The sequence below is a fragment of the Comamonas testosteroni genome, assembly GCF_014076415.1.
In the GTDB taxonomy this organism is placed as follows: Bacteria; Pseudomonadota; Gammaproteobacteria; order Burkholderiales; family Burkholderiaceae_C; genus Comamonas; species Comamonas testosteroni_F.
The window spans coordinates 5,204,076-5,217,954 of record NZ_CP043568.1; the positions used below are offsets into that span (position 1 = coordinate 5,204,076).

12 protein-coding genes are annotated in these 13,879 nt (G+C 63.5%); 7 read left to right on the top strand and 5 right to left on the bottom strand.

Going from position 1 to position 13,879, the window contains the following annotated elements:
* Positions 1-87 precede the first annotated feature (87 nt).
* Positions 88-1,329: a helix-turn-helix transcriptional regulator gene (locus tag F0P97_RS23970; protein WP_182284609.1), complete on the top strand. Its 1,242-nt coding sequence runs from the start codon at positions 88-90 to the stop codon at positions 1,327-1,329.
* A gap of 78 nt (positions 1,330-1,407) precedes the next feature.
* Here F0P97_RS23970 and F0P97_RS23975 read toward each other — a convergent pair whose 3' ends face one another.
* Both F0P97_RS23975 and F0P97_RS23980 read right to left on the bottom strand, forming a co-directional pair.
* The gene (locus tag F0P97_RS23975) at positions 1,408-2,352 is read right to left on the bottom strand and encodes a LysR family transcriptional regulator (RefSeq protein ID WP_182284610.1); all 945 of its coding nucleotides are present in this window, start codon (positions 2,350-2,352) and stop codon (positions 1,408-1,410) included.
* A gap of 15 nt (positions 2,353-2,367) precedes the next feature.
* Complete coding sequence (locus F0P97_RS23980) at positions 2,368-3,342, bottom strand: quinone oxidoreductase family protein (protein ID WP_182284611.1); 975 nt, start codon at positions 3,340-3,342, stop codon at positions 2,368-2,370.
* Positions 3,343-3,584: 242 nt separating this feature from the next.
* On the opposite strand from F0P97_RS23980, the gene F0P97_RS23985 reads away from it, so the two are divergent.
* The 4 genes from F0P97_RS23985 to F0P97_RS24000 are packed head-to-tail and all read left to right on the top strand — an operon-like array spanning position 3,585 to position 8,852.
* Positions 3,585-3,851, top strand: a complete 267-nt coding sequence (locus F0P97_RS23985) for a DUF2164 domain-containing protein (protein WP_003068137.1) — start codon at positions 3,585-3,587, stop codon at positions 3,849-3,851.
* A gap of 1 nt (position 3,852) precedes the next feature.
* Positions 3,853-4,131 (top strand): hypothetical protein, encoded by a 279-nt coding sequence (locus F0P97_RS23990; protein WP_182284612.1) that lies wholly within the window; start codon positions 3,853-3,855, stop codon positions 4,129-4,131.
* Positions 4,132-4,179: 48 nt separating this feature from the next.
* Positions 4,180-5,424, top strand: coding sequence for an exonuclease subunit SbcD (gene sbcD, locus F0P97_RS23995; RefSeq protein WP_182284613.1), 1,245 nt, complete (start codon positions 4,180-4,182; stop codon positions 5,422-5,424).
* Positions 5,421-8,852, top strand: coding sequence for an SbcC/MukB-like Walker B domain-containing protein (locus F0P97_RS24000; RefSeq protein WP_182284614.1), 3,432 nt, complete (start codon positions 5,421-5,423; stop codon positions 8,850-8,852). Before sbcD ends, F0P97_RS24000 begins: the two co-directional genes overlap by 4 nt.
* 8 nt (positions 8,853-8,860) lie before the next feature.
* Here the strand turns inward: F0P97_RS24000 and F0P97_RS24005 are convergent, their stop codons facing one another.
* Positions 8,861-9,874 carry an intradiol ring-cleavage dioxygenase gene (locus tag F0P97_RS24005; protein WP_182284615.1) on the bottom strand — a complete coding sequence of 338 codons (1,014 nt, stop codon included), beginning with the start codon at positions 9,872-9,874 and terminating at the stop codon, positions 8,861-8,863.
* A gap of 208 nt (positions 9,875-10,082) precedes the next feature.
* Here F0P97_RS24005 and F0P97_RS24010 point away from each other — a divergent pair, with 208 nt between their 5' ends.
* On the top strand, positions 10,083-11,867 hold the full coding sequence (locus F0P97_RS24010; protein ID WP_182284616.1) for an NAD(P)/FAD-dependent oxidoreductase: 1,785 nt from the start codon (positions 10,083-10,085) through the stop codon (positions 11,865-11,867).
* 172 nt (positions 11,868-12,039) lie between these two features.
* Complete coding sequence (locus F0P97_RS24015; RefSeq protein ID WP_182284617.1) at positions 12,040-12,609, top strand: hypothetical protein; 570 nt, start codon at positions 12,040-12,042, stop codon at positions 12,607-12,609.
* An 18-nt stretch (positions 12,610-12,627) separates the two neighbouring features.
* Here the strand turns inward: F0P97_RS24015 and F0P97_RS24020 are convergent, their stop codons facing one another.
* Together F0P97_RS24020 and F0P97_RS24025 are read right to left on the bottom strand one after the other, a co-directional pair.
* Positions 12,628-13,422 (bottom strand): oxepin-CoA hydrolase, alternative type, encoded by a 795-nt coding sequence (locus F0P97_RS24020; protein WP_182284618.1) that lies wholly within the window; start codon positions 13,420-13,422, stop codon positions 12,628-12,630.
* 86 nt (positions 13,423-13,508) lie between these two features.
* Entirely contained in the window at positions 13,509-13,877 is a 369-nt protein-coding gene (locus F0P97_RS24025; protein WP_003068115.1) for a YXWGXW repeat-containing protein, read from the bottom strand.
* Positions 13,878-13,879 lie beyond the last annotated feature (2 nt).

Genomic DNA, 13,879 nt, shown 5'->3' on the forward strand with positions numbered 1-13,879 from the left:
GACACCAATGACGCCATGGGTGAAGTCTTGCAAATCGAAGCCGAACAACCAGGCGCTGATAATGCGAGACAGCAAGAGGTCAATGCAATGAGCCCCACCTACGGCAAACTGAAACCCATCGATTACGCACAAGCCTCAATGACTTTTGCTCTCAAAGATGGCTCGATCTCCGGAGTTCAGAACCCTGAGACAACAGAGCTGATCAGTGCGGAGCGCTTCAGCGAATTCATCAATCACCTCTACGATGCGGCTTCTTTGCCGCAGGCCTGGGTTCCCTGCCTGGAGGTGATTCGCACGCATATGCGCAGCAATTTTGCAGTGCTGATCATCCGCCAGACCGAGGGAGACAATATCGGTTTGGTGGTCACCGCATCCGGAGGGCTCGAGGGCTTGCTTACGCACGACGTCTACAGCGAGCACAGTCCTTTCCTTGGCATGCCCAAGGAGCAATTCACGACCATTCCGGACCTCATGTCTGAGCACGAGTGGCGCAGCTGCATCTATTACAAGGACTGGTGCCGTCTGCACAATATTTTCCATGTGATGGCTGCAGATATCGTGACCACGGATGGCAGTGTCTACGGCCTGCGGATCACGCGCCCCGAGTCGGAGCCCGCCTTCAGTCAGCGGGATCTGGATCTGGGGCGCATGCTCATGCCGCACATCCGCCGTGCGCTGAACATGCATCTGGCACTGCACCATGATCGTCAGGTCATGTCGCTGTACAGCACCGTCACGGCTCGCTTGATGGTGGGTGTCGTCATCCTGGACCAGAATGGCCGATTGCTGGAAAGCAATCCTGCGGCCAAAGGCATTCTCGATGCTCAGGATGGACTCAGGATCTCCGGCGGCATGCTGGAGGCTGAATATGCCAGCGACAACCGAAAGCTCCAGCGCTTGGTCAAGGATGCCTTGCTGTCATCCCAGGCATCGACGTCCGTCATGACCGAAGGCATCTCGATTGCCCGCCCTTCGGGTCAGCTCAACTGGGGGCTTGTGGTCCAAAGCATTTCCTCGGGCGAAAGAGCGGAGGGAAAGAGCCGTCCCTGCGTCGCCGTGTTCATGCGCAACACGGATGGCAAAGCCGATCCTTCCACACATCTGGCGCAGCAGCTGTTTCAGCTCACCTCTGCAGAAACCTCGCTGGTGATACAGCTGACCCATGGTTTGACACTGGAGGAGGCTGCCAAAGAGCTGGGCATTCGCCTCAATACCGCAAGAGCTCACCTGCGCTCCATCTTCTCCAAGACCGGCGCACGCCGTCAGAGCGAGCTGGTACGGTTCTTTCTCAATAGCGCGGCCTGGCTGGGAAGCAAGAGCGACTCCTGATCCTCGCGCAGCAACCGCGCCCCAGGCCTTGTGCGGTCCGTCCTCATCGCCCTGAAGCAGCGGGACAGGCAAGGCTCCTCAGCGGTCTGCGGGCCGCCAGGGCGCTGCCGCAAAGGCCTCGGTCACCCATTGCCTGAATGCCTTCATGACGCCGGTGTTGTACCGCCCCGATGGGCGCACCAGGTAGATGCCTCCGGCTTCCCCCAATGTCCATTGCGGCAGTATGCGGACGAGTTCTCCAGCATGGATGGAGGGCATGAGGTGCCAGTCACTGCCGGCGATGATGCCCACACCTTTGAGAGCCGCATGAAGCAGCGCTTCATTGTCGTTACTGAGGATGGAGCCACTGACGCGCACCGATTCGGCAACACTGGCGACCTTCTTTCCTGCCGGCTGAACCAGCCGCCATTGCGGAAAGTCCAGCAGGCCGGTGTAGCCCAGGCAGTTGTGATGAGCGAGATCCGCAGGCCTGCTTGGCGCTTCATGGCGCTCAAGATAGCTGGATGATGCACACAGAAGGCGGTACTGATCACATAGCCGCGTGGCAACCAGCCGGCTGTCCGCCAGATTGCCGATACGTATGGCGGCGTCAAAACGCTCTCCCACAATGTCCACGATGCGCTCGCTGTACTCCACTTCAAGCGCAACCTCCGGGTAGGCCAGGGAAAAATCCGCCAGCATGGGGCTGATCCACCGCCGCCCCATCGTCGCAGGCATGGACAAGCGCAGGCGCCCCCGTATTTCCTGCGCTCCCTGCGCCGCTTCCTGCTCTGCATCCCGAATCAGATGGGCAGCCTGGCGCAGCTTTTCGACAAGTCGCCAGCCCTCGTTGGTGAAATGCAGTTGGCGCGTGGTGCGCTCCACCAGGCGCACGCCCAGTCTGCGCTCGAGAGCCTGCATGCGCTTGGAGAGCACCGAAGGGTGACGCGCCAGCAATCGTCCCGCAGCGGCAAACGAACCCTGGTCTGCCAGTGCGACCAGCGTGGAGAGCTCATCCATGTGCTGGCTGTCGAATATCTCCATGGTGTCTGTAGCGATTCAGGGGGTGAGGATGATCGAGCCTTGCGAGCGTCCTTGCTCCAGGTCTGCGTGCGCCAGGGCTGCGTCCCTGAGCGCGTAGCTTTTCCATATGCGAGGCGTGAGTATGCCGCCTGCGATGGCATCCAGCACGTCCTGCGCACGGCTCTGATACTCCTCTGTCGTTGCCGTATGCGCGGCCAGAGACGGACGGGTCAGAAACAGCGAGCCCTTGGCATTGAGCACGCCCACCTCGACGGCAGGCGGCAGGCCCGATGTGGCACCAAACGACACCATCAGCCCTCTGGGTCGCAGGCAGTCCAGCGAAGCCAGGAAAGTGTCTTTTCCGATGGAGTCGTAGACCACATCCACCTTTTGGCCCTGCGTGGCCTGCATCACCTGGGATGCCAGTGTCTGCGCATCAAAGACAAACACCTGGTCGCAGCCTGCCGCCTTGGCGCGTTCCACGCTGGCGGGCTTGGAGACGACGCCCAGAACCTGGGCGCCCAGATGCTTGGCCCAAGCGCACATCAGTTGCCCCAGAGCCCCCGCTGCGCCATAGATCAGCACTCGGCTGCCCTGCTTCACCTGGCCGGTGGTCTTGAGCAGGTACTGGGCCGTGATGCCCTTGAACAGGACCGATGCGGCAGCTTCGTCCCCAAGTGCGTCCGGAAGCCTGATCAGACGGTCAGCGGGGAACAAGCGCGCGCTGGCATACGCGCCCAGCGGCCCGGTGGCGTAGCCGACCCGATCGCCTGACTTCAGGCCCGACACCCCCGAGCCCACGGCGGCCACAATACCCGCGCCCTCAAGGCCCAATCCCGAAGGCAATGCAATCGGGACCATGCCCTTGCGCTGATTGACATCCAGAGGATTGACACCGATGGCGGTCTGCTCGAGCAGAACCTCGCCCGGCCCCGGCAACGGCAGATCCAGCTCTTCGAGCTGCATCACTTCGGGTGCACCTGAGCTGTAGATTCGAATGGCGAGGGCCATGGCTTTTCCTTGCGAATGATGAAGCAGCCATCGTATTCGTGCCATCTGCGTGCATCAATATGAGCTCATGCACATAATAAGTGCATGTGGTGCAGCAATATCCGCCTCAAACCCTGAGCTTGCTCCGAAGTCTCGAAGCAGAGTGCCACTGTCACGCCGCCTGTTGCGAGACAGGATAGCCAGTCAGCTGAAGAAGAATCAGACGCTTGAAGCGAAAGAAGATTTACAAGAAAGCTTGATCGATGAGCATAGAACTCCCCAAACACGCGCAGCAGCAGGCCATTGCCTCCATAGAACGCTATTTCCGCGAAAACATGGACGAACCCATAGGCAATATGCAATCCGGTGCCCTGCTGAATTTCTTTCTCGCGGAAATAGGCCCCAGCATCTACAACCGTGCCGTGGCCGATGTGCAGGAGAACCTGCAGGCCCGGCTGCAGGAGCTGGACTATGAAGTGGGCAAGGAAGAATTCAGCTACTGGACGGCCAAACGCACAGGCAAGCGCTGAAATGATGCCTGCCCGACGCCTGCAAGCAGCTTTGCGGCCAGGTCAGCCGGCACCGACTGTGGCGGCGTTGGAGAAACTGGCTCATGCCCTCAGGGACGAAGGCATGAGCCAGGCCGCGCTCTACCGCCTGTTCCAGGCCGAGCATGCACGCTCGGACCTCGACGAACTGCGCCTGGATGCTCTGGCCGAGACCATGGATTTGATCTGGGGTGGCGGCTGGGCCAAAGGCCATGCATTGTTCGAACAAGAGCTTTCGCAAGCACGGCTGGATAGCGAATAAGACGGCGCCTGCACCCGCCAGTCGGCCCGGCTGACATACCATCGCCGCATGCGTCTTCTTCATACCTCCGACTGGCATCTGGGCCAGCACTTCATGGGCCGCAGCCGTCAGGCCGAGCATCAGGCCCTGATCGACTGGTTGCTCACCCAGGTCCAGACCCATGCCGTGGATGCCGTGCTGATCGCCGGCGACATCTTCGACACCGGAGCCCCACCCAGCTATGCACGCGAGCTGTACAACCAGCTCATCGTGCGCCTGCACGACGCAGGCACGGCCTTGCTGATGCTGGCGGGCAATCATGACTCGGTCAGCGTACTCGATGAAAGCCGCGAGCTGCTGTCTTACCTGGGCGCCCAGGTGGTCAGTTCGACCGGTGATGAGGCCCGGCATGTGGTCACGCTGCCGCGGCGTGGCACAGCGCAGGAGCCTGGCTGTATCGTCTGCGCCCTGCCCTTCATCCGCCCGCGTGATGTGCAGCAAAGCCAGGCCGGTCAAAGCGCACAGGACAAGCAGCAGGCACTGCAAACCGCGATTGCGTCCACCTACCAGCGCGTGTATGCCGCCGCCCTGCAGCAGCAACAGGCGATGCAGGCCGCCCAAGGCAAACTGCTGCCCATCATTGCCACCGGCCATCTGACCACGGTGGGTGCCAGCAGCAATGAATCGGTACGTGAAATCTATGTGGGCGCACTGGAGGCCTTTCCGACCAATGCCTTCCCGCCGGCCTGCTATATCGCCCTTGGCCATATCCACAAGCCGCAGCTCGTCGGCGGACTCGATCACATCCGCTACAGCGGCTCTCCGATCGCCCTGGGCTTTGACGAAGCCAGACAGGCCAAGCAGGTACTGCTGGTGGATCTGGATGCCGACGGGCTGCAGGCCGTCACCGCCCTGCCCGTGCCGGTGTTCCAGCCCATGGCCTCCATCGCCGGCACTCTGGCGCAGATGCCAGAGCTGCTGAAGTCTGCCGCCGCGCAAACCCGCAACAATCTGCCTGTCTGGCTTGAAGTCACGGTAGAGGAGGACGACTATCTCACCGACCTCACAGCGCGCGTGCAGGCCATGGCCGAGTCGCTGTCCGTGGAGATTCTGCGCATCAAGCGCCAGCGAAGCCAGGCTGCTGCACCGCTGTCCGGCGAGGCCCGCGAGTCGCTGGATGAACTCACCCCGCTCGATGTGTTTGCGCGCCGACTGGCCCAGGAGAGCCTGGAGCCGCCGCTGCAATCGGCGCTGACCGAGCGCTATCGACAGGTGCTGCACGGTCTCCATGACGAGCAAGGAGCAGCGGCATGAGAATTCTCAAACTGCGGCTGAAGAACCTGAACTCGCTCAAGGGCGAGTGGAACATCGACTTCACCGCAGCCCCTTTTGTCGACAACGGCCTGTTTGCCATCACCGGCTCCACGGGCGCTGGCAAATCCACACTGCTCGATGCCATCTGCCTTGCGCTCTATCACCAGACGCCCCGGCTCGACAGCATCAGCGGCAGCAACGACATCATGACGCGCCACACCGGTGAGTGCGAAGCAGAGGTGGAGTTCGAAGTCAAGGGCGTGGCCTATCGCGCCTTCTGGAGCCAGCGCCGCGCGCGCGGCAAGCCGGACGCAGCCCTGCAAGCTCCCAGGGTGGAGCTGGCACTGGTAGCGGACGGCAGCATACTCACCACTCATGTCAAGGACAAAACCCGGCGCATCGCCGAGATCACCGGGCTGGACTTTGCGCGCTTTACCAAGTCCATGCTGCTGGCCCAGGGAGGCTTTGCCGCCTTCTTGCAGGCCACGGCCAATGAACGCGCCGAGCTGCTCGAAGAACTGACCGGCACCGATATCTACGGTCGCATCTCGCAGTCCGTTTTCGAAAGAGCGCGCGACGCCCGCCAGGCCCTGGAAAAACAGCAGGCCCAGGCCCAGGGCATGCAGCTTCTGGATGCCGGCACGCGCGAGCAGCTGCTGTCCCAGGCCGCGCTGCTGCAGACCGGCTTGACGGATCTGCAGGCACGCCACCGGCAACTTCAAACCGTGCAACGCTGGCAGGCACAGACCATGCAGGCCATGGAGGACGTGGAACAGGCGCGCAATGCACAAGCGAACGCCCAGCAAGCGCTGAGTGATGCCGCGCACGATTTGCTGCGTCTGCAGGCCCACGGACCTGCGCAGGCAATCCAGCCCATGCACCATCGCTGGCAACTGGCACAAGACCAGCAAAGCGAACAGGCCGCGCAATTGCAGCAACTGCATACCCTGCGGCTGCAAGCCCAAAGCGTGCAATGGCATCAACACCAGCAGGCCCGGCAATTGGCTGGCGATCAGTTGCAGCAGTCAAGGCTGCAGCTGCAGTCTGCACAGGCCCAGCAGGCTAATTTGGCCGTATGGCTGCAGACCCATGCCAGCCACGCCCTGCTGGGTGAAAACCTCAGCGGCTGGCGCGAGCAGCTGCAGCAAGGCCAGCAACTGCAACGGCAAACCGTTCAGGCAGAAGGCCAGATGACGCAGTTGCAGAAGCTCGCCCGGCAACTACAGCAGCAAGCAGATGAACAGACGCAGCAATCCACGCAGTCGACACGGCAAGTCTCCCTGACGCGGCAACAGCAGCAGGCCGCAGAGCAGGCCCTGCAGCAGCAACTGGTCGCGCACGGCAGCTTGCCTCAGTTGCGCAGCCACTGGCAAAACGCAGAGCGCCAGCTGCATCACTGGCAGCAGTTGCAGGAGCATGCCGCGCTGCGCCAGCCCCTGGACGTGCAGCAGCAGCGCAATGCGCAAGCCTTGAACTCCGTTGGTTCCCGCATTCAGGAGCAGCTGGCGCAACGCGATGACTTGCGTGCGCAGTACAAGGCGCTCAAGGAAAAGGTGGCCGACAAGCAAGCCCTGCTTGACCAGGAGCGCCTCATCCAAAGCCTGCAAGAGCACCGCGCCGCGCTGCAGCCCGGCGAAGCCTGCCCGCTGTGCGGGTCTCAGGATCACCCAGCCATCACCGAATACGCGGCGCTGGATGTATCAGCCACTGGCGCTGCGCTGCAGCAGGCACAGAGTGAACTCGAGTCCCTGCAGCGCCAGGGCGAGCAGCTGAACACCGCGCTGGCCACTGCCCAGGGTCAGCAGCAGCAACAGCAGGAGCAGCACCAGGCCATTGCCCAGCAGATTGAAAAATGGCTGGCACGCTGGGCTGACTTGCGCGCGCAGAGTGTGGTGCCGCCGGACGAGGCTGCATGGCAACAGCCCGATGCACTGCGCACCGCTTGCGCTGAAGCCGGGCAGCAGATTGCGCAGCTGCAGCAGAACCTGGCCGATGCCGAAACTGCCGAACGCCAGCTGCAACAGGCCAAAGAGGCCTTCCAGGCGGCCCTGCAACACCAGCAGCAGATCGAGCATGCACAGGCCGGCACCCGGCAGGCTCTGCAGAGCAATCTGACGCAGCAGGAGCAGACCGCTCAGGCACTGCAAGCCTTGATGCAGCAGGCCTGCGGCCTGCAGACCCGCTTGCAGCATGCCCTGCAGACGGCAGGCTATGCATTGCCCGAGAGCGCGGACACGACAGACTGGCTGGCTGCACGCCAGCAGGAATGGCAACAATGGCAGCGCCAGCAACAGGCAATGCAAGAGCTGAGCCAGCAGATCGACCTGCTGCAACGCCAGGTAGAGCAAGCCGCGCAAGATGCAGAGCACTGGCTGCAACGCGGCCAGGCCCTGCCAGACCTGTCCGCCGACGCCATCGCCTATACAGTGCCAGCCGCCGCCACGCTGCATGACTGCAAAACCATGCTCGAGCAGACAGCGCAGCAGCTGGCCAAGCTGCAAGGTCAGACAAGCCAGGCACAAGCCACGCTCGAGCAGTTGCAGCAATCGACGCGGCAGGCCCAGGCCGAATGGCAGCAAGCGCTGCAGGCCAGCCCGTTTTCCGACGAGGCTCAATACACTGCAGCCCTGCTGTCCGATGCCGAACAGCAAGGTCTGCAGGCACTGAGCAACCAGCTTCAGGGCGCGGCACAACGCACGGCGACCTTGCAGGCAGACGCCAGCCAGCGCCTGACCGTACTGCAAGCACAGGCGCTAAGCGATGAAGCACCCGAAGCCATTACCGAGCAGATTACCCAGCTGGAGACCGAACGCGCCCAGCAGGCCGAGCAACTGGGCGCCCACCGCGCCCGCCTGGCGGACGACGACCAGCGCCGCGCGGGCCAGCAAGCCCTGCTGGCCCGGATTGCCGAGCAGGAACAGGACAGCGATCTCTGGCAACACCTGGACAGCCTGATCGGCTCCGCCAAGGGCGACAAGTTCCGAAAATTTGCCCAGGGGCTGACGCTGGACCATCTGCTGCATCTGGCCAACCGGCACCTGGAGCGCCTGCACGGCCGCTATCTGCTGCGGCGCAAGCCCACGGGCGAGCTGGAACTGGACATCGTGGACGGCTGGCAGGGCGATGTGGCGCGCGACACGCGCACGCTTTCGGGCGGCGAGGCCTTTCTCGTCAGCCTGGCACTGGCGCTGGCACTGTCGGATCTGGTCAGCAGCAAGACCTCGATTGACTCGCTATTCCTGGACGAAGGCTTCGGCACGCTGGACGGCGACACGCTGGAGATCGCCCTGGCCGCACTAGACGCACTCAACGCCAGCGGCAAGATGATTGGCGTCATCAGCCATGTGGAAGCGCTCAAGGAGCGTATTCCGGCGCAGATCCGCGTGGAAAAAGCAGCCGGAATCGGCTACTCCAGACTGGTGATCTGAAGCCTGGCTCAGGTGCCGGGCGGAGGTGGCGGCATCATGCCGCCGGGCCGCCCCGGACCTCCTGGCCCAACCGGGCCGCCTGGCGGCATGGAGCCCTTGACCTGGCAGGGCCTGTGGGCAGTCTCGCTGCGCACCACCACGGTCTTCGATGCCAGCATCACCCCGCCCAGGTTCTGCACATCGAAGACATAAGGCGTCTTGTCCGGCTCCTGCCCGACCACGTTGTCCACATCCAGGCGGGTATCGGGCTGGCCCTTGTCCTTGTAGAGCGGCGCCTGCGCAAAGATCTCGCTGTTGAGCGCATCGCTGAACAACAGCTGGCTGGTCAGCCACGATGCAGCGCTGTCCGCCGGATCGTAGCTGCCTTGCTGAATGCGAAAGTGCACATGCACGGCGCGGCCGCGATACCAGCCGGGGTAGCAGCTGTCGAAGCGCGCCACGCCATTGCCGTCGGTGCGCTGATAGCCGCGAAAGAACTGCTTGTTCACATCGGCGGCATCGTTGTTGCACATGCGGTGAATCTGGCCCGAGTAACCGCCCGTGTGATTGGCATGCCAGATCTCCACAATCGTGCCCGCCACCGGCTCGCAGCGATCGTTGACCACACGGATCTGCATATGCAGCGGGAGGCCATCCCAGCCATCGCTGACATCCATGCGCTCGGGCGACAGCGTGTGGCAGGGGCCTATGGTGGCCTCGCAGGTAAGGCGGCAGCCGCCCGCCAGCCCGGCGGCAGCAAACGGATTGATGCCGCGCACGGCAGCGGTGATGGCCTTGGTGCCGCCGCTGAGCCATGGAACAGCGGCCTTCGCCGTGCCGGCCGTGGCCGGCGCTGCTGCCGAACCGATTGCGGCGGGCGCGGCACGACCGGGCAATGGCATGAAGGGCAGTGCCCCCAGCAGGGCTGCGGATTGCCGCAGCCAGCTTCTGCGCGAGGTTGCGCGCGCGGCCGGTACAAGCGTTTCGGATGAGGAGTGCGGCTGTGTCATGGGCGGCAAGGACTCGTCTGTGAATCGCACCATGCTAGCGCCGCAGCCACCAACGCAGTCAGCGACTGCCTCATCTTTACCGATGCTATACAAAAATACGATCCATGCCTTTACCGTAAAGCGCCATACGCTACGTTTTTTGATGGTTTCACCGATCAGGCGCCAAGGTCACCCCGCCCACGCCGAGCCGGCCCAAGGGCTTTGGCTTACCATCCAGACCCTTGCTTGATAGGTACAAGCCATGATCCGGATCGCAGAACTCAAACTCCCTCTCTCGGCGGTTGAATACCACCCCGAGAACCACACCGAATACCAGCCCACGGACAAGCTCACGCAGCTTGCGGCCGAGCGCCTGGGAATTGCGGCCGCCGCCATTGCCGAGCTGCATGTGCACAAGCGCAGCTTCGATGCGCGCAAGGCAGAACTGCTGGCCGTCTACATCGTCGACATTGCGCTGGCCGACGAGAGCCAGGAGGCCGCGCTGCTGACGCAGTTTGCCGACCATCCCCATGTCAATCCCACGCCCGACATGAGCTGGAAACCCGTGGGCCAGGCCCCGGCGGATCTGGACGAGCGCCCCGTGGTCGTGGGCTTTGGACCCTGCGGCATGTTTGCCGGGCTGGTGCTGGCCCAGATGGGCTTCAGGCCCATCGTGCTGGAGCGCGGCAAGACCGTGCGCGAGCGCACCAAGGACACCTGGCGCCTGTGGCGCAAGCGCGAGCTGACACCTGAGTCCAATGTGCAGTATGGCGAAGGCGGCGCCGGCACCTTCTCCGACGGCAAGCTCTACAGCCAGATCAAGGACCCGCGCCATCTGGGCCGCAAGGTGCTGACCGAGTTCGTGACCTATGGCGCGCCGCCTGAGATTCTCTACGCGGCTCACCCCCATATCGGCACTTTCAAGCTGGTCAAGCTGGTCGAGGGCATTCGCGAGGAAATCGTGCGCCTGGGCGGCGAAATCCGCTTCGAGCAGCGCGTGACCGATGTACAGATCGAAGAGGTCGACGGCCAGCGCCAGTTGATCGGCCTGCAGGTGCTCGACCAGGCCACCGGCCAAAGCTATGCGCTGCCCACCCATCATGCCGTGATGGCTCTGGGCCACAGCTCGCGCGATACTTTTGCCATGTTCTACGAGCGCGGCGTGGCCATGGAGGCCAAACCCTTCTCCGTGGGCTTTCGCATCGAACATCCGCAAAGCGTGATCGACCGCGCCCGCTGGGGCAAGGATGCCGGCCATCCGCTGCTGGGCGCTGCCGACTACAAGCTGGTACACCATGCCAAAAACGGCCGCGCCGTCTATAGCTTCTGCATGTGCCCCGGCGGCACCGTGGTGGCCGCGACCAGCGAACCCGGGCGCGTCGTCACCAACGGCATGAGCCAGTACTCTCGCGCCGAGCGCAATGCCAATGCCGGCATGGTCTGCGCCATCAGCCCAGAAGACTACCCGCAGGACGCCGAAAGCTTTGCCTGGGCCTTTGACGGCAAGACCTTTGGCGTCGAAAAGCTGCAAAAAGGCGAGCATCACCCGCTCTCCGGCATTGTGCTGCAGCGCCAGCTGGAGTCCAAAGCCTATGTGCTCGGCGGCCAGAACTACAGCGCGCCCGGCCAGCTTGTGGGCGACTTTGTGGCCGGCAAGCCATCCAAGGAGTTCGGCGAAGTTCAGCCCTCCTACAAGCCCGGCATCAGTCTCGGCGATCTGCACCAGGCCCTGCCCGCCTATGCCATCGAAGCCATGCGCGAGGCCCTGCCCGCCTTTGGCAAGAAGATTCGCGGCTACGACATGCAGGATGCCGTGCTGACCGGTGTGGAAACCCGCACCTCGTCCCCGGTCAAGATCGGCCGCGGCGCCGACTTCCAGAGCGACAACACGCGCGGTCTGTACCCTGCCGGCGAAGGCGCCAGCTACGCGGGTGGAATTCTGTCGGCCGGTGTGGACGGCATCAAGGTCGGCGAGGCCGTGGCGGCGGCGATCCTGGGCGTGGCCGTTCCCTCGTCGGGTGCGCGCGGCTCGGGCGGCGCGCTGTAAGCCACCCGGCCTGCCTCGTTGCTCCCCAGGCATGCCAGCCCCCGGCTGACTGCCTTTGATGGGCGCGAGCACACCGGCGGTCATGGCTCTTACAAGTTTTTGGACGCTGACTGACATTGCCCGAGGTCTGGCATCGGTACGCTGAGGGCTTCATCGCACGTCAAGCGTCACCATGAAACCTCTGCGACTCGCCCCTGCCTCTGCAACCCTGGGACTGGCCTGCTGGCTGGCTGCCGCCAGTGCCGGCGCACAGACCAGTGATTCCACTGCTGCAGCAGACACTGCCGCCGGCAAGCCCTCTGCGCTGTCGGGCTGGATGTTTGGCTACGCCCCCCTGGACTGGCATTTTTCCGATGCCAAGAAGGAAAACGATTTCGAGCCCGACGAGCAAAAGCATGCCTATGTCTGGCTGATCCAGGCCGAGAAGGAGCTGGACGAACGCCATATCGCGGGCTTTGCCTATTTCAAGAATTCATTCGGCCAGCCCAGCCAGTACGCCTACTACGGCTGGCGCTTCAGGCCGTTTGACAGCGTGCCTGGCCTTTTCTTCAAGGTCACGGGCGGCATCATTCACGGCTACAAGTTTCCGTACAACAAGAAGATCCCGTTCAACAACCGGCATGGCTGGGGCATCACGGCCATTCCGGCCGTGGGCTATGACTTCAATCGGAACTGGGGAGCCCAGATCAATGTGCTGGGCAATGCCGGCGTGATGTTCCAGCTCAACTACACGGTTCGCTAGGTCACCAGGAGCGCCCTGTCAGGCTCCGCGCAGCCTGGCAAAGTCGGGCGCACGCTTTTCCAGAAAGGCCGCAATGCCTTCGCGGGACTCCTCGCCGCCCTGGGCCTCGACCATATGATCGGCCTCCAGCGCCAGTTGCTGCTCCAGGCTGTGGCGGTGGGCCACCCGGCACAGAGCCTTGATACGCGCGGTCGCCACCTCCGGCCCCTGGGCCAGTTGCCGCGCCAGTTCCAGCGCTTGGGCCAAGGCCTGGCCCGGCTCCGCCAAACGGTTGACGCAGCCATGCGCATGCATGCGCTCGCCGCTGATGCGCTCGCCCGTCAGGCAGAGCTCGGTCAGCAACTGACGGGACATGAACTCGGCCAGAAACGAGGTCGCACCACCGTCGGGGGTGAGGCCGACCTTCACATAGGCCACCGAGAAAACCGCCGACCTTGCCGCCACCAGCATGTCGCAAGCCATGGCCAGAGACAGGCCTGCACCCGCAGCAGCGCCCTCCACCGCCGCGATCACGGGCTTGGGGCAGTCGCGTATGGCACGCATCAGATGGTTGAGATCCTCGAGCCTGAGACGGCGTTCGGCCAGCGGCATCTCGCGCCGCGTCGCCAGCTGGTTCAGATCGCCGCCAGCGCAGAAATGACCGCCCTCGCCCGTGAGGATCACGGCGGCCACCGAGGCATCGGTGCCGGCCGCACGCAGCCCTTCCATGACCGCGTGGTAATACTCGGGCGACAGCGCATTGCGCGCGGCCTGGTTGTTGTTGGAGAGAACGAGAACAGCGCCTTCGCGGCGGGTGACAAGAGCAGGATTCACGGCAAGCCTCCTGCACCCGACTCTAGCGGCGCAGGCACGGACCGCCTAGCGGGCCAGTGCCATCTCTTGTCACCTAGCGGACGCCCTCAACGGCGCGGTCCCCAATGGCCGCCGCCATGATGCCAGCCACCAGGGCCATGGTTCCAGCCCCCTTCATGCCAGCCGTAGCCGGGACGTGGCGGCATGGCCCAGCGACCGGGACGCCAGTTGTAGCGTCCGCCGCCCCAGCCCCAGGAGCCGCCGATCCAGACATAGGCCGGCGAGGGAGCCACCGGAATCACCTCGTTGATCAGGGGAGGCGGGGCCATGGGTGCATAGACGTCGCCTGCGACCACCTCGGTTCCATAAGCCGGATAGGCCGGCGCCACCACACAGCCCGTAAGCAGGGCCGCCGAGCCGCCCAGCAGCAAGACCGGCAGCAGGCGGCGGGTCATGGTTTGAGAGATGAAGGACATCA